1 pseudogene is annotated in these 353 nt (G+C 62.3%); it reads left to right on the top strand.

Features of this window, described 5'->3' with window-relative positions:
- Positions 1-120: 120 nt before the first annotated feature.
- Positions 121-353 (top strand): annotated as a pseudogene (locus ACNKW1_RS15770) (antiporter); the annotation flags it as partial.

The following is a 353-nucleotide window of genomic DNA, read 5'->3' as shown; positions in this document are numbered from 1 at the left end:
CGCTGATCTGGATGTACTGGACCGAGGTGCGCCGCACCGATGTGCTCGAGGAGCGCGCAGGCGTCCAGCGTCCGAACCAGAGTTGATGTGATTACACAATGACAAGAAGGAGCAGCATTCATGCAGGCAATTGACAAGGCCGCTGTGCAGGGGCCGAAGACCACGAGTAGCGCCGACATCGTCGACTGGCGCCCGGAGGATGAGGCCTTCTGGAAGGAGAAGGGCTCGCGCATCGCCAACCGCAACCTGTGGATCTCGATCCCGAGCCTGCTGTGCGGCTTTGCCGTGTGGCTGATGTGGGGGCTGGTGACGGTGCAGATGTCCAACGCGGGCTACCCGTTCAAGCCGGAGGA

Source organism: Thauera sp. WH-2, assembly GCF_048321015.1.
Taxonomy (GTDB): Bacteria; Pseudomonadota; Gammaproteobacteria; order Burkholderiales; family Rhodocyclaceae; genus Thauera.
Note: the sequence above shows the minus strand (reverse complement) of the source record. Positions and strands in the feature narration are given on the sequence as shown.